The organism is Propionivibrio soli (genome assembly GCF_025770765.1).
GTDB lineage: Bacteria > Pseudomonadota > Gammaproteobacteria > Burkholderiales > Rhodocyclaceae > Propionivibrio > Propionivibrio soli.
Window position 1 is genome coordinate 264,445 of the sequence record NZ_JANZKY010000002.1, and the last position, 21,987, is coordinate 286,431.

Sequence of the window (21,987 nt, forward strand, 5' to 3'; positions counted from 1 at the left end):
CGGACGCCCTCGGAGCGACAAACGCGCGTCGCTCTCAGGCGGCGCGCAGCGCATCGACAATGTTCATCCGCGCCGCGCGAGCGGCCGGAAGGACACCGCCTACCAACCCCATCGCCAGCGCAAAGGCGAGGCTCTTTCCCACGATACCGGGCGTCAGCGTGAACGAGAAGGCCAGTTCGGAGAACGACTGCCAATTCATCGTCGAAATCGTCAGGAGTTGCATGGTGGACGCGAGGCCAAGCCCGATCGCGCCACCAAGCAGCGACAGGAAGAGCGATTCGAGCAGAAAAGCCGCCAGCACGCTGCCCTTGCGAAAACCCAGCGCACGCAGCGTCCCTATCTCGCCGGTACGGTTCGACACGGCGGCGTACATGGTGATCATGGCGCCGATCACGGCACCGATCGAGAAGATCACCGAGAGCGAAAGCCCGAGAATGCGTATGAAGGTCGACAGCGCTTGCGACTGGTCGGCATAGAACTGCGTCTCGCGCTTCGCCTCCAGCGTCAGGCGCTGGTCGCTCTCGATGGCCCCCTTGACCGCGTCGAAGGCCGCCGAATCGCTGAGCCGGAAAACGAGCGCCGAATACACGGGCCGGCGGAACGCCTGCATCAACTGGTCGACGTCACCCCAGATTTCGGAGTCGAATCCTGACTTGTTCGCGTCGAAGAGGCCGACGATGACCCACTCGCGCCCGCCGAAGCGCAACGACTCGCCGAGGCCGGCATTGGCGAAACGCTCGGCGATCGCGCGGCCGGCAACGATCTCATTGCTGCCGGGCCGGAACAGGCGTCCGTTCACGACTTGTATCTGCGGCCGCAAAGCGAGCCCCATTGGCGACACGCCGCGAATGACGACGTTCGACGGCTTTTGCGGCGCGGCGCCAACCTGCCGCTTGTTGAGCGAGATCAAGACGACGGTTTCCTTCGACACCTGGCGCTCACCATCGGCACCGAGCGCGATTTGTGGCAGGCTCTCGACGATCGCCGCCTGCGCGCGTTCCATCGCGCTTTGAACCTCCGTCCCCGACGCACGGCGGGTCACGACCACGTTCTCGGGTGAGCCAGTTTCAACGAGCGTCCGGCGCAGACCTTCGTCGAGCATCAGTACGGCGGCGAAGACGAAAACGACAAGCGCCAGACCGCCGGCCGTAAGCGCCGTCGTCAGCTTGCGCGTCCAGAGATTGCGCAGGGAGTAAGCGATCGGTAGACGCATGCCGTCAGTCACCCGATGCTGCGTAAACCGTCGACGATCTTCACCCTCGAGGCATTGAACGCGGGCAGCGCGGCGGCCACCAAGCCGACAGCTGCCGCGCAGGCGATCTGCCAACAGAGCGTCGCTTTCGAAACGACGAAGACTGGAAAGAGCGTTCCCATTGCCTTGGCGAAGGCGTCGGCAACCGGGAACGTAAGCGCGATACCTACAGCCCCGCCAATGCCGGCGATGGCCAGCGACTCGCCGTAGATCAAAGCCATCACGAACGCCGGTCCAAAACCCAGTGCTTTCAACGTGGCGTATTCGGCCGTGCGCTCGCGCGCGGTCATCGCCATCGTGTTGGCCATGACCGCGAGGATAATGAAGATGACGAGATACGAGACGACTCGGATCGCGACCACGATCGCTTCCGTCATCGACACGAAGCCGAGTTGGAAAGCCTTCTCCGTCTCGGTCAGCGTTTCGGCATTGCTGTTCCTGAACTCGGCGTCGATCGCGCGGCTCACTTCAGCAGCCCGCGCAGGATCGCCGACCTCGACGATATACACGCCCACCTGATTCCCGCGCCGGGGTACGCGGACCTTCATCGTCTCGTTGAGATAATCCCAATGGAACAGCATTTGTGCCACATCGGTGCGGGCATCGCGCCCCGTGTAGATTGCGCGCACGACGAAGTCCCATTCGCCCGGATAGATCGTTCCCTTGAGCGTTACCGTATCGCCGCGTTTGAAACCATAGGTCGCCGCGAGTTTCTCGCCGACCATCACGCCCTTGCGGTCGCGCAGGAAGTCGCGGCGGTCCACGTCGCTGAGGACGAATTCGGGGTAGAGGTCGAGGTAGGTCGACGGGTCGATGGCGAACTGAACGAAGAAATTCTTCGGGTCCTTGTAGATGCCGCCGAACCAGTTGGCGAGCGACACCGCCTTCACGCCATCGATCTGATGGATTTTCTGTTCGTACGTGAGCGGTAGCGGGAACACGAGTGAAATCGAGTTGCGCACGATCAGCCGCGCGTTCGATGCACCCTCCGCGCCGGCGTACCACGCTTCGATCACGGTCGACAGCAGGCCGAAGGCGAGCACGGCGACGGTCAGCCCGACGACGGTCAGCGCTGTGCGCAGCTTGTGGCGGAAGGCGTTGCGGAAGACCAGCGCGAGGATCATCGTTCTCAGCGCACCTGTTCGCGCGCCGACAATTCGCCCTTTTCAAGGTGCATGATGGCGTGGGCGTACGCCGCGGCGCGGCTATCGTGCGTGACCATGATGATCGCCTTGCCGATCTCGTCGTTCAGGCGCTGCATCAAATTGAGGATCTCGTTCGCCGACTCCCGGTCGAGGTCGCCGGTCGGCTCGTCTGCGACGATCACCGTCGGGTCGGTAATAAGCGCCCGCGCGATGGCCACCCGTTGCTGCTGCCCACCTGAAAGTTCGGAAGGAACATGCGCCATGCGGTCGGCCAAGCCGACCATCTCCAGCGCAAGCTCGGCCCGCTCGCGCCGCTCAGTCCGTGGCATGTCCTTCAGCAGCAGCGGCAGAGCGACGTTCTCCACCGCTGAAAGCACCGGCATCAGGTTGTAGAACTGAAAGATGAAACCGACATGTTGCGCCCGCCAGTCGGCGAGTTCCGCTTCGCTCAGCCCGCCGATGTCTTCGCCCGCGACGATCAGTTCCCCGGAGTCCGGACGATCGATGCCGGCGATGAGGTTGAGCAACGTGCTCTTGCCCGAACCGGAAGGCCCCATCAACGCCAGGAACTCGCCCGCGGCGATATCGAAGCTGATCCCCGCCAGCACGGGAACTGTCTGCTGGCCGCGTCGATAGCTCTTGACAATGCGGCGCAACGAAACCAGTGGCGGCACGTCCGCCACGTCGCCGACCGTCGCATCGACCTCGCTCGGCTGATTCATCACGGCTTGGCCGCGACACTGACCTTGTCGCCGTCGCGCAGGTTATCCGCAGGGCGCGCAACCACCTTTTCGCCCGCATGCAACGCCGTCTCGGCTTGCAGGGCGACGAGGTCGTTGATCTTCTGACCCGTTTGAACGGGAATCATGCGCGCTCGCCCATCGGCGACGGCGAAAACCACAGCCTTTCCATCCCGTTCAGCGAGCGCATCCCGATGCACGGCAGTCAGGGAGCGGCGTTCGGCGGCCGGAATCTCTTTTTCGAGGAAGGCGACCTTGGCGCTCATCTCGGGCAGTACCGCACGGTCGCGATCGACGAAGCGCACCTTGACGAGCACCGTAGCCTTGGCGCGATCGACCGTGGGCACGGTGCGGCTGACGACACCGCGCAGCCGTTTTTCAGGGAAGGCGTCGAGCTGGATTTCGCACGGCTGGCCGACGCGGATTTTGGCGACGTTGGCTTCGGACACATCGGCCTCGACCTCCAGCGTCTCCATGTCGGCCATTGTCACTACGGCGCCTTTGCTTTCCAACGCCGACGAGAACGGCGTAATGACATCCCCGACGTTGGCCGTCTTGGTCAGCACGACGCCGTCGAACGGCGCGCGGATTTGCGTCTGGTCGGCGGCCACCTGCGCCGCACGACGGTTCGCCTGCGCCACGCCGACGCCCGCCTTGGCCTTGTCGAAACGCGCCTGTGCCGTATCGAGTGCCGATACGGAGATGAATTTCTGCCGGGCAAGATCACGCGCCCGCGTCAGTGCCTGCTCGGCGTCCATGAGCTCGGCCTTTGCGGCATTAACGCTCGCGTTGGCCTGCTCAACTTGCGCCTGTGCGTCGCGATTCTCCAAACGCGCGATCACCTGCCCGGCCTTCACCTGGCTGCCTTCCGCCACGCCGAGCCACTCCAGCCGCCCCGTGGCCTTCGACGCCACTGAGGCCTTGCGCTGAGCGACCACATAGCCCGCCGCGTTGAGTTGCGTCGCCGCTTGATACGGATAGGCGGTCGTCACCGCAACCGTTTCGACGGGTTTGGCGCCGTTGAACTTCGCCCATCCGAGCCCCGCAGCGCCTACAAGGATGAGGGCGCCGATCCATAACCAGCGTTTGCGGCCGCCATACCGCCGGGGCGCAGCGCTCGGCGTACGGTCTATCGTGAGGCGCGACAAATCCTGGTTTGGCATGGCTCTCGCTGAAGAAGGATGCCCGGCAAGCCGGGGAAAGCGGTCGCTTTAATGGAGTTCCACGGCGACACTGCGTACGCGGACGGCAAGAACGGAGCCCTGCTTGGCAAGACGTTCCGCTCCCAGGCCCGAGAAACCCTCGGGCTTCCCGCTCGGTTTCGAGTCCGAACAGCGGCGCAGGTTCCGGACGCTTAGACCTTGGAAGTTTCCGGCGCGCGCTTCTGGCACGCGCCCGCCGTCGTTTCGCGCACAATCTCGGCGAGACGGCGCACGCCCGGCCCGGCAAGGTCGGGCGCGGCAACGATCAGATACAGCGGGACAAGACGCTCCTTCTCGTCGCGCAACGGTAGCGGTTTGAGGAGACCGCTTTCGAGTTCGCTGCGTATGTGCTCGCGGGGTAGCCAGGCGAAACCGTGCCCCGAAGCGACGGCCTCGATGGAGGTGGAGAGCTGGCTGACCGTCCAGCGTTGATCAACGTCGACAGTGCCCGTCTTCCGGTCGCGTCGGCCCCCGGTGTCCCGCACGACGATATGGCGGTGCACGCGCAAATCGCGGACCGTCACCTCCCGTCCCAACTGATGCAGCGCGTGATCGCGATGTGCGACGGCGAACAGCGGCAGCGTCATCAAAAGCTCGCCGAAGAAGCCCGGCGGAATCCGCGGCGAGATCGCCAAGTCGACCTGCCCCTGCAACAGGGCCTCCGATGTGCCGCCAAGGACGGATTCGATGACCTCGACCCGCGTGTGCGGGCTTTCTGCGCCAAAGCGGCCAAGGCAGCCGATCAGCAGCCATGGAGGAAAGAGGATTTCAGCGACGACGTGGATCTCGGCCTCCCAGCCCGCTGACAGAGCCCGCGCCGCACGTTCCAGTTCGCCGGCCTCGGCAACCAACGCACGCGCTCGCCGATAGAGCATTTGCCCTTCCCGCGTCAGCACGGCCTTGCGCCCTTCGATCGAGAACAGCTTCACGTCAAGCAAGGCCTCGATCTTCTGCACGGCGTACGTAACGGCCGACTGGCTCTTGAAGAGGGCCTCGGCCGCCTGCGCGTAACCGCCCGCGTCGACAACGGCGATCAGGGCCCGCCATTGTTCCAGCGTGATGTGCGGCGCACTTTGCGGGGCGGATTCCAGCCCATCGGATTCCGTCGCCATTGTTTTGTTATCTAATTTTTCGACCATATCAAACAATATTCTCTACTTTTCTATCGTATCAACAAATCGTTTAATACGGCCATACCCTCTCACCCAAGGAGATGTGCCATGAAAACCTTGCTTCAACTGAACACCAGCCTCTTCTCCACCGGCGGACAATCGAGCCAGCTCGCGGATGCCTTCGTTGCCGAATGGCGGCGCCGCCATCCTGATGCACACGTGGTTTCCCGCGACCTCGCCGCCGCCCCGCTGCCTCACCTCGATGCCGAGCGCTTCCTGTCGTTTCTCGCCAAGCCGGAGGAGCGTACGCCCCGCCAAGAGGCTATCGTGGCCGAATCCGACGCGCTCATCGAGGAACTGAAGTCGGCCGATACGCTGGTGATCGGTTTACCGATGTACAACTTCGGCATCCCTTCCACGCTCAAGGCCTACTTCGACCATATTGCCCGCGCGGGGGTCACATTCCGCTACACCGCCGAAGGTCCGGTCGGTCTGCTCACTGGCAAGAAAGCCTACGTTTTCGCCGCGCGCGGCGGGCTCTATGCAGGAACCCCGCGCGACACGCAGACCGGGTACGTGCGCGACTTCCTCGCGTTCATCGGCATCACCGACGTCGAGTTCGTCTATGCGGAAGGACTGAATATGGGCGAGGCAGGGAAACAGGTGGCTCTGGCCAATGCCCGGGAACGTCTTGCTCAGTTGGCGGCCTGAGCCTCTTTGCCCCGCGAGGACGCCATGACGACACGCCGCCTGCAGCAAATCATCCGCGCCGCACCAACCTCAGACGGCGCGGGGGTCAAGCTGCGTCGCAGCCTCGGGCAAGCCCCGGGACTGCGTCTCGACCCCTTTCTCATGCTCGACGAGTTTTCGTCCGAGAACGCGGAGGACTACATCGCCGGCTTTCCCAGTCACCCGCATCGCGGCTTTGAGACCGTGACGTATATGCTCGAAGGCCATATGCTGCATGAGGACCATCTCGGGCATCGCGGCGAGCTGAAAAGCGGCGGCGCGCAGTGGATGACGGCCGGCCGCGGCATCATCCACTCCGAAATGCCGCAACAGCAGAGCGGGCGTTTGCATGGCTTTCAGCTCTGGATCAATCTGCCAGCGCGCGAGAAGATGAAACCGGCGTCGTACCGCGACATCGCACCCGAGGAGATTCCCACGGTCGAACTCGACAGCGGCGGAACGGCGCGTGTCGTTGCCGGAATATTGCGCTTAGACACTGGCGCCACGACCGGACCAATCACCGGCATCAGCACCGATCCGTTGTTCCTGCATGTGGAATTGCCTGCCGGCTCACGTTTTGAACATGAGCTTCCCGACGGACACAACGCTTTTATCTATGTTTACGACGGTCGCGTGGCAATCGAAGACGCTGGCGAGAATCGCTCGCTCGCAGCGCACGAGGCCGGTCTTCTCGGCAAAGGTAACCGCCTGCAGGTCGCGGCCAGCGAAGATGGTCCCGCCGCCTTCCTGCTGCTCGCCGCCCGCCCGCTCAACGAACCGGTCGTGCAATACGGTCCGTTCGTGATGAACACCCGCGAAGAAATCGAGCAGGCGATCAACGATTATCAGAACGGCGTGCTGGCGTAGGCCAACACAGGCTTCCCGCTTGGCGGGTTAAAAACGAACTACGTGACTGTTCGACCTGCGCCGGGTTTGCGGGCGCCCACAGTGGCGTCTCCAAGGCTCGGCGATAGACGCCGGACCGGTCGCTCTCTCCACGGAGGAAACAAGGAGAAGGTGCCTCCTAGAGGAGGTCTAGCGGACAAGCGCTCGGGGTCGGCGGACAGCCTATCTTCAGACTGACCGAGGGTTCCGTATCGTCGCCCCTTGAGGCTCGTTACGACAAGGTTTATTGGGGTAGATTCAGGAGCACATTTGCAGCCAGGTTGCCTTAGAAAGCGAGTGCCCGCTTAGCACGGAACTCAACGACAGCGACTGCCCCTTGCCCGGGCGAAGGTCAGATGCGACGATGGGGCCTCATCCCTAGACGATCCTCAGCGTTTCGACATGACGGAAAACTCCACGATCGACATCGGCACCGAACTCTCGCACGTCGCCCTTTTCAGCAGCCTCGCCCCGGACGAAATTGCTCGCGTGGCACACGGCACCCGCGAAGTGAAAGCGGCGCGCGGCGAAGTCCTCTTTCACAAGGGCGACCCGTCGACCGGATTTCACCTCGTCGTCGACGGTCAGATCAAGCTCGCCTTCACATCGCCGCAAGGCACCGAAAAGGTCATTGACATTGTTGGCCCCGGCCACACCTTCGGCGAAGCAGCGATGTTCATGGACAAACCGTACATGGTCTATGCGCAAGCGCTCGCGGACGCCCGCCTGCTGCACATCGGTAAAGCGGCCATCCTCGGCGAACTCGAGCGCGACCCGAAACTTGCCCGCAAAATGCTCGCCAGCCTCTCAATGCGCCTTCACCACCTCGTCACCGACGTGGAGTCATACTCGCTGCACTCCGGCCGCCAACGCATTATCGGCTACCTCCTGCGCGAGAACCCCGACAGCGGCACCCGCTCGCTCGCGGTAACGCTCCCCACCAGCAAAGGCGTCATCGCCTCCCGCCTCAACCTCACCCAAGAACACTTCTCGCGCATCCTCCACCAGCTTTCGGAAGAAGGGCTAATCGAGGTGGCTGGGAGAAGGATCGCTATTCCAGATGTGGAGAAGTTGCGAGGTTATGATTTATAAGGCCTCTGATAACGGTGGCTTACTAATGGGATTTTCCGCCGCGCTGGCTAGCACTGTTCGAAAAAACGGCCTCTTAACAAGCAGTTCGACGTCGCATTGCGCGACGAAGTGCTGACGGGCGGTAACCAAGCAGGGGATTGAATTCAGGGCTGGCTCGGCACGGCTTCAGCAAGGGTTCGTTGACTACTTAGGTTGACTACTTAGGTATTTCTGCTTAATGCCTGTGGGAAAATCCAAGATGCGTAGCCGATAGGAACAGTGCCAGCCGCCGAAAGGTCTCTGGACGCGAGCATGCAGCGAAATCGTGTCTTGATGGAGATGTGAGAAAAATCGTTGCCGGCAAGATTGCCGTGAGTAGCCCCTAGTCCCTCTCCTCACCGAGCTTCGGAAAACGGCGACAACGTTACCGAGGTCCCACCGAAATCCGGTGGTTCAACGCGGCTCAATTGCGGATAACGTTCTTGGAGGGCAAACCAACTCTCGCGTGCCTCCTTGCAACGTGCAGGTAGATGAATATGGCAAATAAGCTGCAACGTGTGCGCGGCGGTTTCTGTCTGCCCGCTCAACCCGGCCGCTAACGCAAATCGCAACAAGATCGGAGGGTAGGGATAACGTGTTGCGACTTTCCTCATCCATTCCAACTTGTCCGGTGCTGTGTCCGTAGTGGCTTCTGTGCGGTAGTAACGCATTAAGGATTCGAGTTGCGTTAGCAGTTTTCCTTCCTGCCAAGGAGCCCTCTGGAGGTGAATGCCGATTCGCGCCATTTCGAAGCGCAAATCGCGATACCGTTCCTCGACGCTAATGTATTCGTTAGCAACCCATAAAAATAGGGCGATCAATATAGCCGCGAATGAGAACGCCACTTTTCTGTTCATGACGAGTTCGCGTCTCTTCGGCTCCCCGTTGGCTTCCACAATGCCCATGGAAAGTCCGATTGGGATAAGGAAATACGCGTATGCGAGCGGGTACTCCAGCATTCCATGCGAAAAAATGCCGCCAACCACGGCCAAGAAACATGCAGAGTAAGGATCCCCGCATAGCCGAAGGTGCCGGAAACCCCACGCGGTGACCAACGCTACAATGAGGCCTCCGGCAAGCACTCCGTTCCATAGAAGAATATCCAGGAAGAAGTTGTGACTGTGGTCAAATAACGCGCCAAGTGGCGCGTTATCAAGCGCGACACGCAGTTGCGCCGCCCCAATTTGCTGCCATCCATACCCAAATAGCGGCGCTTTTCCAAGGGCGCCCAGCATTACCCACCACAGACGAAAACGCACCCCTTCCTGAAATTGATCTTCGACCGAACGTTCGACTCCCAACAAAAGCAAGTTCCCGAAAGCGGGCCATAGTAATACGCCCAACGAAAAGGCCACACCGATGAAGCACAAGACCCGTTTCCCTATGCGTAGGCGGGATTTTCTGCGGGCGATACTCAACCAAGCGACAAGTAACCCAATCTGGGCCCACCCCGTACGTGACTGCGCAGCCACCATGCCTAGCAAAAGGATAAAAGTACCGAGGTAAAGGACGGGTTCGCCTACCTTTCGGCTCTCATACAAGAAAAGCAGACCGCATAACCCTATGTAACACAGTGTGCAGAGATGATTTGGTTGCGCCACGTTTCCAAAAGGGCGTGTTCCGGGCAACAGATCCGCTCCGTAAATGTTCAACGCCAAGGACTGAGTCCATTGCGCCATTGCTATGCCGACCGACACGAGCGCTGCAAGGCACCATCCGGCCGCAAGAGCCGAAAGCAAACCATCCCCGTCTGGCGACGTCACCATGGCGCGCCCCACATGGACTGCAGCCAGCCAGAAGCAAACATACATAACCGCCATAACGGCGTCACCAAGAAACAGGATCGTCCCCGTGGCAAGTTGGATCAGTATGGTGGCGCAGCAAATGCCCGCAATAGCGACGGCTGTCCTCGACACGCTGCACTTTCCTCGGGCCAGAACCAACGCGAGTCCCAACAAGCAAACGATGACTTCACCGTCGTTCCATGCCGAAAGCCACGGCTGATAGTGATTGGGGACGAGCCAAGCCCCACTAGCAAGAACCGCAAGCGCAATGGCACACGCTCTTGAAAGATTAACAGCGCGCATCGACTAGAAATCGAATTTGTACGCGGCGTATCACGCCTGAAACCTCTTTGTGAAAAAGAAGAGCCGCCCGAAGGCGGCTCCCCTGACTTTAGCGCATCAAATAGGATTACTTGCAGCTAGCGGGACGGTACTGGGCAGGAATATCGCCAGCGCAGACCCAAGAGCGGACCGGGACATTGGTCCCCGTTACGTAGTTAGCCGCAACAGCTGCCGTTGCGTTGCCAGCGTCCGTGTAAGGCGTGAGTGTGATGGTGTGGGCATTGACGGCGGGCGTAATGTTCTGAGCCGTAACCGTAATAACACCGGCTGCGGTCGTTGTCACGGATGCGACATATTTAGAGACAGCAGACTGGCTTTCACAACTAAATCCGTTCGCTGCTGGCGTCGAAGCCAAACCGGTCTGTGATGCCTCGACAATGGCCGTCTTGCACATATCCGCCGCCAGGATCACCTCGGACACTTTCGCGCGCACTGTATAGTCCTGATACGCTGGCAAGGCCACAGCAGCCAGGATGCCGATGATCGCGACCACGATCATCAGTTCGATCAACGTAAAGCCTCTTTGCACTTTCTTCATCATGATGAACCCCTCTTGAGTAAGCAACGGAAAACCCGTTGGTTATCTTTATTCAAGGATCGTGCCAGACGAGAGCTCTCGGCGGGACCAAGCTTCACCGCTAGGTCCGGGACGGATATGTGTCGATTTACGGCGCTTCATGACAAAAAACGTCAGCTCCGATAATCCGCATTGATCTTCACGTAGTCGTACGAAAAGTCGCAGCTATAAACCTTGGCGCTTACACTGCCCCGCCCAAGATCGATGCGCACCCCGATCTCCGCCGATTTCATGATCCGCGCCCCATCCTCTTCGCGGTAGGTTTCGGCGCGACCGCCTTTTTCGGCGACGAGCACTTCCTCGCCTTCGCTTCCGAGCCAGACGCGTACGGCGTCGACGTTAAGCGCCGGGATGTCGGCGTAGCCGATGGCGGCGAGAATGCGCCCTAGGTTGGGGTCGGACGCGAAGAAGGCGGTTTTGACGAGCGGGGAGTGACCGACGGCGTAGCCGACGCGTTTGCACTCGTCTCGGTTTTTCCCGCCCTCGACGGCGATCGTGATGAACTTCGTGGCGCCTTCAGCATCGCGGATAATAGCTTGGGCGAGTTCGAGCGCAACGGCGATGACGGCCGCGCGCAGAGCCGCGTAACCGGGAGCGTTTTCGTCGGCGAAAGCTACGCCGGACTGCCCGGTGGCGATGAGGATAAAGGAATCGTTCGTCGAGGTATCACCATCAACGGTGATGCAGTTGAACGATTCGTCGGCAGCTTCGCGTACCAGTTGGCGGAGCAACGGCTCCGCGATCCCGGCGTCAGTGGCGACAAAACCGAGCATGGTCGCCATATTCGGCTTGATCATGCCGGCGCCCTTGGACATGCCGGTGATGCTCACCGTCTTGCCGTTGATTTCGACGCGCCGAGAAGCGGCCTTGGCGACGGTGTCGGTAGTCATGATGCCGTGCGCCGCCGCATGCCAGTTGTCGGCCTTGAGATCACCGACGCAGCGGGGAAGCCCGGCCACGAGGCGATCAATCGGCAGCGGTTCGAGAATCACGCCGGTCGAAAACGGCAGCACTTGCTCGGGCTGGATACCAAGCAGCTGGCCAAGTGCCGCGCACGTTTTCTCCGCAGCACGCAGGCCGGGCTCGCCGGTTCCGGCGTTGGCAATGCCGGTATTGATGACCAGCGCGCGAATCTCGCTGCCGGAGTCAAGGTGGCGGTGGCAAAGATGGACGGGGGCCGCGCAGAAGCGGTTCTGCGTAAACACGCCAGCGACCGTGCATCCGGGGTCGAGCGCCAGCAGCGTCAGGTCGCGTCGGTCCGCCTTGCGAATCCCGGCCTCGGCAAGCCCGAGACGAACACCAGGAACGGGAAACAACGCTTCAGGGGCGGGCGTGGCGTAGTTGACCGGCATGTGCTTGACCTCTGTTGATACGCAAGATTGTCTGGGATAAACAGATCACCGAGATACGTCGCTGGAAACGCCGAGCAAACCGCCGCCCTATTCGCGTTATCCAGCCGCGGTCTTCCTCCGCTTCAGCTCAATTTTCCGTGGCACTGTTTGTATTTCTTGCCCGAACCGCACGGGCACGGATCATTCCGGCCAATCTTTGGTCCCGCGTGGATCGGCGACACTCCAGCCGCCGCCTCGTCAGATGGTCCCGCCAACGCCGTGTCGTAATCCGTGTGTTGGTATTGCACATTCTGCATTTCGGCGGGCGGTGGCGTTTCCTGTACTTCTTCGGCACGGATCTGCACCGTCATCAGCAGACGATTGACGTCGGTACGCACCGCGTCGAGCAGCAGTTCGAACAGTTCGAACGCCTCGCGCTTGTATTCCTGCTTCGGATTCTTCTGCGCGTACCCACGAAGGTGAATACCTTGACGCAAATGGTCAAGCGCGGCCAGATGTTCGCGCCAATGGGTATCCACGCTCTGCAGCATTACATTGCGCTCGAACTGGTGGAACGGCTCGGCGCCGACGAGTTCGACCTTTTCAGTGTACGCCTTGTCGGCGTGCTCGATGATGCGCTGCAGGATGGCCTCATCGCCCAGCGTCGGCTCGTTCTTGAACCACTCGACGATCGGCAACGACAGGAGCAGTTCGGTCGCCAGCTCTTTCTCGAGGGGAGAAAGCTCCCATTGCTCTTCGACACTATCCGCCGGTACGTACTTGCGGAAAATGTCGGTCAGAACACCGTGGCGCATCGCGGTGACGGTCTCGGAGATGTCGTCGCTCTCAAGCAGTTCATTGCGCTGCGCATAGATGACTTTGCGCTGGTCATTGGCGACGTCGTCGTATTCCAGCAGCTGCTTACGGATGTCGAAGTTGCGGCCCTCGACCTTGCGCTGCGCAGATTCCAGCGAACGCGAAACGAGAGGATGCTCGATCGCCTCTCCCTCGGGCATCTTCAGGCGTTCCATGATCGCCTTCAGCCGGTCGCCAGCAAAGATACGCAATAGCGGGTCTTCCAGCGAAAGATAGAAACGCGACGACCCTGGGTCCCCTTGGCGGCCGGAACGGCCCCGCAGCTGGTTGTCGATACGACGCGACTCATGCCGCTCGGAGCCGATGATATGCAGACCGCCGGCCGCGACCACCTGATTGTGCAACAGCTGCCATTCGGCACGCAAAGCGGCGATACGCGCTTCTTTGTCGGCCGCCTCGATCGATTCGTCGTCGCGGATGGCCGCGATCTGCTTCTCGATGCTGCCGCCAAGGACGATGTCGGTACCACGGCCCGCCATGTTCGTGGCAATGGTGATCACGCCCGGACGGCCGGCCTGCATGACGATTTCCGCTTCCCGCGCGTGCTGTTTCGCATTCAGCACCTGGTGCGGAAGTTTCTCGCGGTTGAGCAGGTCGGACAGCAGTTCCGAATTCTCGATCGACGTCGTACCGACAAGGACCGGTTGCCCGCGGTCCCGGCAATCGCGAATGTCGGCGATGATCGCTTCGTGCTTCTCTTTCGCCGTGCGGAAGATCTGGTCGTTGTTGTCGACACGGATCATCGGCAAATTCGTCGGGATGACGACAGTCTCCAGACCGTAGATCTGCTGGAACTCATAGGCCTCGGTATCGGCCGTTCCCGTCATGCCAGCGAGTTTGCCGTACATGCGGAAATAGTTCTGGAAGGTGATCGAGGCCAGCGTCTGGTTTTCATTCTGAATCTGCACGCCCTCCTTGGCCTCAACGGCCTGGTGCAGTCCGTCCGACCAGCGGCGCCCGGCCATCAAGCGGCCCGTGAATTCATCGACGATGATCACTTCACCGTTCTGCACGACGTACTGCTGGTCGCGCAAGAACAACGTGTGGGCGCGCAAGGCGGCGTAGAGGTGGTGGATCAGAACGATGTTCGACGCGTCGTAGAGACTGCGGCCTTCGGGCAGCAGCCCAACCTGGGTCAGGACTTGCTCGGCGTGCTCATGACCTGCTTCGGTCAGCAGTACTTGATGGCCCTTTTCGTCGACCCAGTAATCGCCGGGACCATTTTCCTCCTGGCAACGGGTCAGCATTGGTGCGACCTTGTCCATGCGCACATACAGATCAGTGCGATCTTCCGCCTGACCCGAAATGATCAGCGGCGTGCGCGCCTCGTCGATAAGGATGGAGTCCACTTCGTCGACGATGGCGTAAGCAAGCTTGCGCTGGACGCGCTCCGACGCGCTATACACCATGTTGTCACGCAAGTAGTCGAAACCAAACTCGTTGTTGGTTCCGTAGGTGATATCCGCCGCGTACGCTTCCTGCTTCGCCGCGTGTTCCATCTGCGTGAGGTTGACACCGACCGTGAGACCAAGGAATCGGTGCAGGCGCCCCATCCACTCTGCGTCACGGCTCGCCAGGTAGTCGTTGACGGTCACGATATGGACACCGTTGCCTGCCAGCGCATTCAGGTACGCCGGTAACGTGGCGACGAGCGTCTTGCCCTCGCCTGTACGCATTTCGGCAATCTTGCCGTTGTGCAGGACCATGCCACCGATCAACTGCACGTCGAAATGCCGCATCCCCAGCGCACGCTTTCCCGCCTCGCGTACGACCGCGAACGCCTCCGGCAATAACGCGTCGAGCGTTTCGCCGCTGGCTACACGCGCCTTGAACTCCGCCGTCTTTCCGCGCAGCTCATCGTCCGAAAGCGCGCTGATGGCCGGCTCCAGCGCATTGATCTGGCGGACGGTGGACGAGTACTGTTTGATCAGCCGATCATTGCGGCTGCCAAAAATCTTCTTGAGGATGCCCGAAATCATTCTGACGGTATTGGAGCGCGTAAAAAGAAGGCATTCTACCACCGCCACTCCACGGAAAGTCGGAGCGGCGATTGGCTTGCCTGGGAATGGATTCGGTCAGCGCGTCGGCTTGAAGGAAGCGGAGACACGGGGCCCCGACGCAACGCTGCGCGTTTGCCCGTTCTTCGAAGATGATGGTTCTGGATTGTAGAGGGCAAACTGCGTGTCCTGCTGCAGGAACCGTGCTGGATTTTGTGCCACGCCCTTGAACCGAACTTCGAAATGCAAATGAGGGCCGGTGGAGCGCCCCGTATTGCCACTAAACGCGATCTGCTGTCCGCGCTTGACGATCTGTCCGAGCTTGACACCAATCTTCGACAAATGGGCATAGCGAGAGGTGAACTCATTTCCGTGATCGACCTCGATCATGTTTCCATATTGCGGATGGTATTCCGCAGTAATGATCACACCGCCTGCGGAGGCAGTGACCGGCGTTCCAACGTCGGCGACGAAATCAATGCCCTCGTGCATCGCCCCTACCCCGGCGATGGGGTCGATGCGACGGCCAAACGTGGAGCCGATGTGATCGGCCTTGATCGGCGCCAACGTCGGCAGCAAGACGCTCTTGATCCGCCGTTCCATCAACTGGGATTCGAGGGCGGTCAGGTGATCGTTGCGGTCCTCAACGACCTCCGCGAGCCGGTCGATCTCGCGTTTCAGTTCATCGACACCAAGTGGCTGCAGCGAAAGGACGAGCGGACCGCCAGACGCACCAACGGGCCCTTTGCCCGCACTTTCGTCCTTGGACGCATTGACGCCGGAAAGCTTGGAAATCCGGTCGCCGAGAGAGTCAAGCCGCATGACTTGAGCCTGCATTTCGCCCAGCTTCACGGCCATCGCGGAAATGTTGTCGCGGACGTAGGCTTCGGTCTTGCGGTTCTGCGACTCTTGGGCCGTCGCCGCTAATTCGGCTGCAATCGGCAGATTAAGGCGCATGCCGATCCACGACAAGGCGAAGGCCAGCGCCACACAGAGCGCAAGCACGGCACCGGCCAAGGCCAATGCAAGGCGCGGCGACACATTCACCGTTTTCGCGGTTGCTAGGTGATTGGAGACGAGAATAATATGCACGTTGCTTCTCCTCGAAGTTCCCGATGCAAAAATCCCTCGAAAACTACCTCGAAGCAGCCGATGGCGCCGGAAAGGTGCTCACCCACGCGCGACTGCTGATCAAACTGGCGCGCCTCTATCAGCAAGTGGCGCCGCCACACCTGGCTCAGTCGAGCCGGTTGGTCAATTTAAAGTCCGGAACGTTGGTCATTCACGCCGCCAGCGGCGCGGTTGCTGCCAAGTTGCGCCAGTTGGCGCCGACCTTGGTCGACATTTTTCTTAACCGGGGGATCGAGTGTAACGACGTCCAAGTCAAAGTGCAAGCTCGCGATTACCGAGAGCAATCAAGCACTTCCACATTGAAGCCGCTTAGCTCGCGTGCCAGCGGCGAACTAACGACGTTGCGCGACTCGCTGCCGAACTCCTCGCTGCGGTCAGCGATAGAGACGTTGCTCGAGCGTTCTGCTAGACGGGAATGACGGCAACCCGCTCGAGAATCAGCAGGCCAAAGACCACCAAGGCGACAATGACGGCGTAACGGAAAAGCCGCCAGGTAAATCGCAGATAGCGCACATCACGGGTAACAAAAAACAGGGCAACGCCGCTTCCGACGGCAATCGCAACAAGGACTCCGAGCAGCCGGAGCACCCACATGTCGCAGTCCTCAGATGGCCGGCTGAGCCAGCCAACGGGTCACGGCTTGCGGAGCCGCGGCCTGATCAGCGAAAGTCACGTACTCCCATGCATCCGGGTTGGCGAGGAGTTCGCGTGCGAGTAGATTATTCAAGGCGTGGCCGGATTTATGAGCGGTAAAAGCAGCCAGCAGCGGGGAGCCGAGCAGGTAGAGGTCGCCGATGGCGTCAAGCACCTTGTGCTTGACGAATTCGTCGCTGTAACGAAGGCCATCGGAGTTGAGCACCCGGAATTCGTCGAGAACCACCGCATTATCCAGGCCACCACCTTGTGCAAGGCCGTTCTCGCGCAGCCATTCGACCTCTTGCATGAAACCGAACGTGCGGGCGCGCGCAACTTCCCGCACGTAGGAATGCTGGGCGAAATCGACGGTCACTTCCTGCCCGGTGCGGTCGATCGCGGGATGATTAAAGACGATCGAGAATGTAAGCTTGAAGCCATCATGGGGTTCAAAACGAGCCCATTTGTCGCCCGTACGGTCCGCCTCGCGGACTTCGATCGGGCGCTTGACACGAATAAACTTCTTGGCCGCCGGCTGTTCCTCGATGCCTGCCGATTGAATCAGGAAAACAAAAGGCGACGCCGACCCGTCGAGTATCGGTAGTTCCGGCGCGTCCAGATCGACGTAAGCGTTGTCGATGCCCAGTCCGGCGAAAGCCGACATCAAATGTTCGATGGTGCCCACCTTGGCACCGTCACGTTCGAGACACGAGCACATGCGCGTGTCGCCAACCATAAGCGCAGAGGCCGGGAGATCAACGACCGGATCGAGATCGATGCGGCGAAACACGATTCCCGTATCCGGAGCGGCCGGCCGCAAGGCCATGTTGACCTTGATGCCCGAATGAAGGCCTACGCCCGAGGCGCGGATGAGGGATTTGAGGCTGCGCTGTCTCAGCATGTCACTGAAAAAGTTGGGAAATCGGCGAATTGTAACACAGCGGTGACATGCTCCGCAGGCTGCAATCCGCCGATCCCTTTGCGAAGAGAGTAAATCTACGTCAGTCGGCCTGCTTCCTCAGGAAAGCGGGGATGTCGTAACGATCGACGCCACTGTTGGCGAGCGCTTCCACCGTCGAGCTGCGCCCCTTGCGCACGACAGCCGGCACGTCGAGCTGGCTATAGTCGATCGCCGACCCGTTGGCGAAGACGCCGTCGGTTCCCGTACCCTGCATCACCGGTGTGTTGATCACCTCAAAACTCTGCCGCTTGGCTTGTGCCTGCCCGAGGCCGGTGGCAACGACGGTAACGCGGATTTCCTCGCCCATCGATTCGTCGTAGACCGCACCGAAGATGATATGTGCGTCTTCGGCCGCGAACTCGCGCACCGTGCTCATCACCTCATTGACTTCCTTCATCTTGAGGCTGCGGGTTGCGGTGATGTTGACCAGGACGCCCTTGGCGCCGGAGAGATTGATGCCTTCCAGCAACGGCGAAGCGACCGCCTGCTCGGCCGCAATGCGCGCGCGGTCCACGCCGGAGGCGTTCGCCGAGCCCATCATGGCCATGCCCATTTCCCCCATTACCGTGCGCACGTCTTCGAAGTCGACGTTGACCAGACCCGGGAAGTTGATGATTTCGGCGATACCGCCGACAGCGTTGCGCAGAACGTTGTCGGCCGCCTTGAAGGCTTCGTCCATCGAGACGTCGTCGCCGAGCACATCCATCAACTTGTCGTTCAGAATGACGATCAGCGAGTCCACGTTCTTCTGGAGTTCGGCGATCCCCTCTTCCGCGACTTTCAGACGTTTGCCTTCGAAGGCAAACGGCTTGGTGACAACAGCGACCGTCAATACGCCGAGCTCGCGTGCAACTTCAGCGACGATCGGGCCGGCGCCGGTTCCGGTACCACCGCCCATGCCGGCGGTAATAAACACCATGTGCGCGCCCTTGAGCGCCTCGGCAATCTGGTCGCGTTCTTCGATCGCTGCGGAACGTCCCATCTCGGGCTTGGCCCCGGCGCCGAGGCCCGTGCGGCCCAGGCGAATCTTTTTGTGCGCAACGCTGCGCTTGAGCGCTTGTGCATCAGTATTGGCGGCAATGAACTCCACCCCCATGACGCCATCCTGGATCATGTGATCCACGGCGTTGCCGCCCGCACCGCCGACCCCGATGACCTTGATCACGGTGTCGGATTCGGCGCCAACGTCTTCCTTCTCGATGATTTCAAACATGGCTCTCTCCTTCGCAAAAAACTCAAAAAATCAAAAACTGGTCAGAAGTTCTTTTCGAACCAGGCCCTCATACGTCCGAAGACCTGCTTCATATCGCGTGTCTCGCGTACCTTGAGTCCGCGCTTGCGCTGCGTTTGCGCTTCGAGCAGCAGCCCATACGACGTAGCGAACCGCGGCGTCTGAATAACGTCGGCCAGTGCTCCCTGATAACGCGGAATACCCAGACGCACGGGCATGTGAAAGACTTCTTCGCCGAGTTCGATCATGCCCGGCATGACTGCCGAACCGCCGGTGAGCACGATGCCGGACGAGAGCACCTCCTCGAAGCCGGACCGGCGCAACTCGGCCTGCACAAGCTCGAACAATTCCTCGACGCGCGGCTGGATCACGTCGGCCAATGCTCGACGCGACAACTTGCGCGACGGACGATCATCGACGCCGGCGACATCGAGCACGTCCTCGGGATCGGCGAGCTCGGAAAGCGCACAGCCGTAGTTGCGCTTGATTTCCTCCGCCTCGCGTGTCGGTGTACGTAATGCCATGGCGATGTCGTTGGTGATCTGGTCGCCGGCGATCGGAATCACCGACGTATGGCGGATGGCCCCTTGCGTCCACACCGCGATATCCGTCGTACCTCCGCCAATGTCCACGAGGCAGATGCCGAGATCCTTTTCATCCTCGGAGAGCACCGCGTAGCTCGACGCGAGCGGTTGCAGAACGAGATCGTTCACCTCAAGGCCACAGCGACGCACACACTTGACGATGTTCTGTGCCGCGGAAACGGCACCGGTGACGATGTGCACCTTCACCTCCAGGCGGAAGCCGCTCATCCCGATCGGCTCGCGGATGCCGTCCTGATCGTCGATGATGAATTCCTGCGTCAGGATGTGCAGAATCTCCTGGTCGGCGGGGATCGGCATGGCGCGCGCCGTCTCGATGACCCGCTCGACGTCCATCGGAGTGACTTCCTTTTCCTTGATGGCTACCATGCCATTCGAGTTGAAACTCTTGATATGGCTGCCCGCGATGCCGGTATAGACATCCTTGACCTTGCAGTCGGCCATCAGCTCGACTTCCTGCAGAACGCGGGAGATCGTCGCCACCGTGTCTTCGATATTGACGACAACGCCTTTCTTCAGGCCCCGCGAGTCTTGCGACCCCATGCCGATGATGTTCAAGCGGCCCTCGGGCGTGATTTCGGCGACCAGCGCGACGATCTTGGTCGTTCCGATATCGAGGCCGACGATGATTTCCTTGTTGTCCCTGCTCATGGTTTCCCTTTGTTCTCAGTGGCCGCCGCAGCCGCCAGACGCAATGCAAAGCCGTTCGGATAGCGCATGTCGACCGTGGTTGGCTTTTGCCGGGCGATGGTCAACAAGCTCGCGTAATGCTCGACAAAGCGCTCTAGCCGCTGGTGAACGGGCGCCTTCGTCTGCTCGCGCCCCAGTTCCACAACCATGCCGTCGTCCAACCGGATTTGCAGCGCTAGCCGGGGTGACAACACGAGGTGCTGCGGTGAGCGGCCGGTCGGTTTCAGCATCTCTTCGGCCTCGCGCAGGTAACCCAACAATTCGGGCGCCAGATCGGCCGGCCCGGTCAGAGTCGGCATCGGTTTCTCTTCCGGCGTGCTCATCGTTGCGGCAAACACCTCGCCGTGCGAATTCACCAATTGCCCGCCGTTCTGCCCCCAGTGCGCGACCGGCACGTGTTCCTCCAGCGTAATCTCGATGCGCGAAGGCCATTGCCGCCGGACCTCTGCGTGGCGAATCCACGGCAACTCCTCCAGCGATTGGCGCACCGCATCCAGATTGACGCTGAAAAAGTTGCCGCGCAGCCGTCCGGCCAACGCATCCTCCAGCTCGCTGCGACGCACTTCCCGCAATTCGTGCATCACAACAATGTCGCGTACCGGAAACCACGGCAGACGTGCGCCCCAGAGCACCGCGGCCACAAGCAGACCCGCCGCGCCTGCTACAAAGAGCAGGTCGGCAACGGCGGTCATCAGTTGCGGCTTGTTCCACATTGATCATCCCAGGGAGGCGAGCGCCAAGATGCGCACGACGAGCTCGTCATACGAAATACCGGCTGCCCGCGCCGCCATCGGCACGAGCGAGTGATCGGTCATTCCCGGCGCGGTGTTGACCTCCAGGAAGTAGGCGTGGCCGGCGCCGTCCATCAAGAAATCGACGCGCCCCCAGCCACGGCATCCAAGTACGCGAAATGCCTCAAGCGCCGTCGCGCGCAGTTCGAGCTCACGGGACTCCGGGAGACCGCAAGGGCAGCGATAGGTGGTGTCGTCGCGCAAGTACTTCGCTTCGTAATCGTAGAAATCGGTCGCCGGCTCGATCTTGACAATCGGCAACGCCTCGTCGCCAAGAATGCCGACGGTGTATTCGCCACCGAGAATCCCTTGCTCGGCAATGACGGCTCGGTCGTAATTCGCGGCTTCGACATACGCTTTGGAAAGTTCGCCCGGCAACCGCACCTTGGAAACGCCGATCGACGACCCTTCGCATGCCGGCTTCACGAAGAGCGGCAAGCCGAGTTGGCCTTCGATGGCGGCGAAATCACTGTTCGCGTTGAGCATCGCGAACGCTGGGACATCGATGCCGACTGCATTCCACAAGAGCTTGGTACGCCATTTGTCCATGCCGACGGCAGAGGCCATGACGCCGCTCCCGGTGTACGGAATGCCCATGAGTTCGAGCGCCCCCTGGATGGTCCCGTCTTCGCCGTACCGACCATGCAACGCGATGAACACGCGATCGAATGCGGTCAGTTCGTCGAGTTTTCGCTCAGCCGGATCGAAGGCGTGCGCGTCCACGCCCTGCCTCTGCAGCGCCGCCAGCACGCGACCACCACTATTGAGCGATACTTCGCGCTCGGTGGAACGACCTCCAAGCAGAACTGCCACTCTTCCGAAATCCTTAACGTTCATCGCTTTGCCCTGATTCCTCATTCGCCCGT

20 protein-coding genes are annotated in these 21,987 nt (G+C 60.8%); 4 read left to right on the top strand and 16 right to left on the bottom strand.

The annotated features are described in order from the left end of the window. Nucleotides 1–34: 34 nt before the first annotated feature. The 5 genes from NZ453_RS03250 to NZ453_RS03270 all read right to left on the bottom strand — a co-directional run bounded on the left by NZ453_RS03250 (nt 35) and on the right by NZ453_RS03270 (nt 5,451). Nucleotides 35–1,213: an ABC transporter permease gene (locus tag NZ453_RS03250; protein WP_263768894.1), complete on the bottom strand. Its 1,179-nt coding sequence runs from the start codon at nt 1,211–1,213 to the stop codon at nt 35–37. Between the two features lie 8 nt (nt 1,214–1,221). After that, nucleotides 1,222–2,376, bottom strand: a complete 1,155-nt coding sequence (locus NZ453_RS03255) for an ABC transporter permease (protein WP_263768896.1) — start codon at nt 2,374–2,376, stop codon at nt 1,222–1,224. Between the two features lie 5 nt (nt 2,377–2,381). Further along, nucleotides 2,382–3,119 carry an ABC transporter ATP-binding protein gene (locus NZ453_RS03260; RefSeq protein WP_263768897.1) on the bottom strand — a complete coding sequence of 246 codons (738 nt, stop codon included), beginning with the start codon at nt 3,117–3,119 and terminating at the stop codon, nt 2,382–2,384. Beyond that, entirely contained in the window at nt 3,119–4,300 is a 1,182-nt protein-coding gene (locus NZ453_RS03265; RefSeq protein ID WP_263768898.1) for an efflux RND transporter periplasmic adaptor subunit, read from the bottom strand. The genes NZ453_RS03260 and NZ453_RS03265 overlap by 1 nt, the downstream gene beginning before the upstream one ends. A gap of 191 nt (nt 4,301–4,491) precedes the next feature. Further along, entirely contained in the window at nt 4,492–5,451 is a 960-nt protein-coding gene (locus tag NZ453_RS03270; RefSeq protein WP_263768899.1) for a LysR family transcriptional regulator, read from the bottom strand. 108 nt (nt 5,452–5,559) lie between these two features. Here NZ453_RS03270 and NZ453_RS03275 point away from each other — a divergent pair, with 108 nt between their 5' ends. From NZ453_RS03275 to NZ453_RS03285, 3 genes are all read left to right on the top strand, one after another. Then, entirely contained in the window at nt 5,560–6,162 is a 603-nt protein-coding gene (locus NZ453_RS03275) for an FMN-dependent NADH-azoreductase (protein ID WP_263768900.1), read from the top strand. A 24-nt stretch (nt 6,163–6,186) separates the two neighbouring features. Continuing rightward, entirely contained in the window at nt 6,187–7,047 is an 861-nt protein-coding gene (locus NZ453_RS03280) for a pirin family protein (RefSeq protein WP_263768901.1), read from the top strand. Between the two features lie 420 nt (nt 7,048–7,467). Next, entirely contained in the window at nt 7,468–8,157 is a 690-nt protein-coding gene (locus NZ453_RS03285; protein WP_263768902.1) for a Crp/Fnr family transcriptional regulator, read from the top strand. Nucleotides 8,158–8,531: 374 nt separating this feature from the next. Here the strand turns inward: NZ453_RS03285 and NZ453_RS03290 are convergent, their stop codons facing one another. The 5 genes from NZ453_RS03290 to NZ453_RS22020 form a co-directional block, all read right to left on the bottom strand. Next, nucleotides 8,532–10,091, bottom strand: a complete 1,560-nt coding sequence (locus tag NZ453_RS03290; RefSeq protein ID WP_263768903.1) for a PglL family O-oligosaccharyltransferase — start codon at nt 10,089–10,091, stop codon at nt 8,532–8,534. 277 nt (nt 10,092–10,368) lie between these two features. After that, a complete protein-coding gene (locus tag NZ453_RS03295; protein ID WP_338051138.1) occupies nt 10,369–10,842 on the bottom strand; it encodes a pilin in 474 nt (157 codons plus the stop codon). A gap of 149 nt (nt 10,843–10,991) precedes the next feature. After that, nucleotides 10,992–12,230, bottom strand: coding sequence for a bifunctional glutamate N-acetyltransferase/amino-acid acetyltransferase ArgJ (argJ, locus tag NZ453_RS03300; protein WP_263768904.1), 1,239 nt, complete (start codon nt 12,228–12,230; stop codon nt 10,992–10,994). Between the two features lie 122 nt (nt 12,231–12,352). Then, the gene (secA, locus tag NZ453_RS03305) at nt 12,353–15,064 is read right to left on the bottom strand and encodes a preprotein translocase subunit SecA (RefSeq protein WP_263769019.1); all 2,712 of its coding nucleotides are present in this window, start codon (nt 15,062–15,064) and stop codon (nt 12,353–12,355) included. Nucleotides 15,065–15,160: 96 nt separating this feature from the next. Then, nucleotides 15,161–16,174, bottom strand: coding sequence for a M23 family metallopeptidase (locus tag NZ453_RS22020; protein WP_263768905.1), 1,014 nt, complete (start codon nt 16,172–16,174; stop codon nt 15,161–15,163). A 23-nt stretch (nt 16,175–16,197) separates the two neighbouring features. Between NZ453_RS22020 and NZ453_RS03315 the strand changes: the two genes are divergently transcribed. After that, entirely contained in the window at nt 16,198–16,632 is a 435-nt protein-coding gene (locus tag NZ453_RS03315) for a DciA family protein (protein WP_263768906.1), read from the top strand. Here NZ453_RS03315 and NZ453_RS03320 read toward each other — a convergent pair. The 6 genes from NZ453_RS03320 to NZ453_RS03345 form a co-directional block, all read right to left on the bottom strand. After that, on the bottom strand, nt 16,619–16,807 hold the full coding sequence (locus NZ453_RS03320; protein WP_263768907.1) for a hypothetical protein: 189 nt from the start codon (nt 16,805–16,807) through the stop codon (nt 16,619–16,621). The genes NZ453_RS03315 and NZ453_RS03320 overlap by 14 nt on opposite strands. A 10-nt stretch (nt 16,808–16,817) precedes the next feature. Next, the gene (lpxC, locus tag NZ453_RS03325; protein WP_263768908.1) at nt 16,818–17,747 is read right to left on the bottom strand and encodes a UDP-3-O-acyl-N-acetylglucosamine deacetylase; all 930 of its coding nucleotides are present in this window, start codon (nt 17,745–17,747) and stop codon (nt 16,818–16,820) included. Between the two features lie 100 nt (nt 17,748–17,847). Next, nucleotides 17,848–19,020, bottom strand: a complete 1,173-nt coding sequence (gene ftsZ, locus NZ453_RS03330) for a cell division protein FtsZ (RefSeq protein ID WP_263768909.1) — start codon at nt 19,018–19,020, stop codon at nt 17,848–17,850. A 41-nt stretch (nt 19,021–19,061) separates the two neighbouring features. Further along, a complete protein-coding gene (gene ftsA / locus NZ453_RS03335; protein WP_263768910.1) occupies nt 19,062–20,291 on the bottom strand; it encodes a cell division protein FtsA in 1,230 nt (409 codons plus the stop codon). After that, the gene (locus NZ453_RS03340) at nt 20,288–21,043 is read right to left on the bottom strand and encodes a cell division protein FtsQ/DivIB (RefSeq protein ID WP_263768911.1); all 756 of its coding nucleotides are present in this window, start codon (nt 21,041–21,043) and stop codon (nt 20,288–20,290) included. The genes ftsA and NZ453_RS03340 overlap by 4 nt, the downstream gene beginning before the upstream one ends. Nucleotides 21,044–21,046: 3 nt before the next feature. After that, nucleotides 21,047–21,958 carry a D-alanine--D-alanine ligase gene (locus tag NZ453_RS03345; RefSeq protein ID WP_263769020.1) on the bottom strand — a complete coding sequence of 304 codons (912 nt, stop codon included), beginning with the start codon at nt 21,956–21,958 and terminating at the stop codon, nt 21,047–21,049. Nucleotides 21,959–21,987: the final 29 nt, after the last annotated feature.

What these genes read in the sequence shown, in the direction of transcription:
- argJ (WP_263768904.1), bottom strand. Translation starts at nt 12,230, where the DNA reads ATGCCGGTCAACTACGCCACGCCCGCCCCTGAAGCGTTGTTTCCCGTT.
- NZ453_RS03295 (WP_338051138.1), bottom strand. Translation starts at nt 10,842, where the DNA reads ATGATGAAGAAAGTGCAAAGAGGCTTTACGTTGATCGAACTGATGATC.
- ftsZ (WP_263768909.1), bottom strand. Translation starts at nt 19,020, where the DNA reads ATGTTTGAAATCATCGAGAAGGAAGACGTTGGCGCCGAATCCGACACC.
- ftsA (WP_263768910.1), bottom strand. Translation starts at nt 20,291, where the DNA reads ATGAGCAGGGACAACAAGGAAATCATCGTCGGCCTCGATATCGGAACG.
- NZ453_RS03315 (WP_263768906.1), top strand. Translation starts at nt 16,198, where the DNA reads ATGCAAAAATCCCTCGAAAACTACCTCGAAGCAGCCGATGGCGCCGGA.
- NZ453_RS03265 (WP_263768898.1), bottom strand. Translation starts at nt 4,300, where the DNA reads ATGCCAAACCAGGATTTGTCGCGCCTCACGATAGACCGTACGCCGAGC.
- NZ453_RS03255 (WP_263768896.1), bottom strand. Translation starts at nt 2,376, where the DNA reads ATGATCCTCGCGCTGGTCTTCCGCAACGCCTTCCGCCACAAGCTGCGC.
- NZ453_RS03260 (WP_263768897.1), bottom strand. Translation starts at nt 3,119, where the DNA reads ATGAATCAGCCGAGCGAGGTCGATGCGACGGTCGGCGACGTGGCGGAC.
- NZ453_RS03270 (WP_263768899.1), bottom strand. Translation starts at nt 5,451, where the DNA reads ATGGCGACGGAATCCGATGGGCTGGAATCCGCCCCGCAAAGTGCGCCG.
- NZ453_RS03275 (WP_263768900.1), top strand. Translation starts at nt 5,560, where the DNA reads ATGAAAACCTTGCTTCAACTGAACACCAGCCTCTTCTCCACCGGCGGA.
- NZ453_RS03340 (WP_263768911.1), bottom strand. Translation starts at nt 21,043, where the DNA reads ATGTGGAACAAGCCGCAACTGATGACCGCCGTTGCCGACCTGCTCTTT.
- NZ453_RS03250 (WP_263768894.1), bottom strand. Translation starts at nt 1,213, where the DNA reads ATGCGTCTACCGATCGCTTACTCCCTGCGCAATCTCTGGACGCGCAAG.
- NZ453_RS03280 (WP_263768901.1), top strand. Translation starts at nt 6,187, where the DNA reads ATGACGACACGCCGCCTGCAGCAAATCATCCGCGCCGCACCAACCTCA.
- secA (WP_263769019.1), bottom strand. Translation starts at nt 15,064, where the DNA reads ATGATTTCGGGCATCCTCAAGAAGATTTTTGGCAGCCGCAATGATCGG.
- NZ453_RS03345 (WP_263769020.1), bottom strand. Translation starts at nt 21,958, where the DNA reads ATGAACGTTAAGGATTTCGGAAGAGTGGCAGTTCTGCTTGGAGGTCGT.
- NZ453_RS03285 (WP_263768902.1), top strand. Translation starts at nt 7,468, where the DNA reads ATGACGGAAAACTCCACGATCGACATCGGCACCGAACTCTCGCACGTC.
- lpxC (WP_263768908.1), bottom strand. Translation starts at nt 17,747, where the DNA reads ATGCTGAGACAGCGCAGCCTCAAATCCCTCATCCGCGCCTCGGGCGTA.
- NZ453_RS03320 (WP_263768907.1), bottom strand. Translation starts at nt 16,807, where the DNA reads ATGTGGGTGCTCCGGCTGCTCGGAGTCCTTGTTGCGATTGCCGTCGGA.